This is a genomic window from Phormidium sp. CCY1219 (assembly GCF_055795085.1).
In genome coordinates this window covers 1-736 of record NZ_JAYFEQ010000883.1, presented here as the reverse complement: position 1 = coordinate 736, position 736 = coordinate 1, and the positions used below count along the sequence as shown (strand labels likewise).

The 736-nt window shown below is 54.8% G+C and carries 1 protein-coding gene; it reads left to right on the top strand.

Annotated elements, in window-relative coordinates:
• Positions 1-736: putative Ig domain-containing protein (locus AC0QH1_RS29060; RefSeq protein ID WP_324634931.1), on the top strand; the 736-nt coding region annotated here is incomplete at both ends.

Sequence of the window (736 nt, the reverse complement as noted above, 5' to 3'; positions counted from 1 at the left end):
CACTGCTACCTCCACCGATACCAACTACGATGGCGTCACCATTAATGCAGTCACGGCAGATATTACCGACAACGACACTGCCAATACTGCGCCGGTTGTCAGCAATGCAATTGCCGATACCACTGCCACTGTCTCGGAAGCATTTAGCTTAACCCTTTCCACCGACACCTTCACCGATGCCGATGGAGATGCGTTAACCTACACGGCAACTTTAGAAGATGGGTCGGTATTACCGCCCTGGTTATCTTTCGATGCCGCAACTGGCACCTTCTCTGGCACTCCCACCGACACCGATATCGGTACCCTTACCGTTCAAGTCACCGCCGACGATGGCACGGAAAGTGTGAGCGATCGCTTTACCTTGACGGTCAACGATATTACCCCCGATCCGGTTCCTACCCTCAGCGCGCCACCGAGAGTGCCCTTTGCACCCGATAATACCCTCCTGAACGACGAGATGGTGTCTGACTCGATCGCTCAGACGTTCGAGGACTTCTGCAATCTCACGCCACCAGCCGTCTCCCCCAATGCCGACGCCACTCCCTTAGATAATCTCATCGGCACCACTGCTCCTGACGAGATAACCGCTGCGGGTGACAACACCTTTACCCAAGGGCTACAAGGCAATGATAACCTGTATGGCAGCGAGGGCAATAATACCATCCACGGCAATCAAGGCACGGACTATATCGAAGCCGGTGCGGGGGATGATTTGGTTCATGGCGGCAAGGATGAC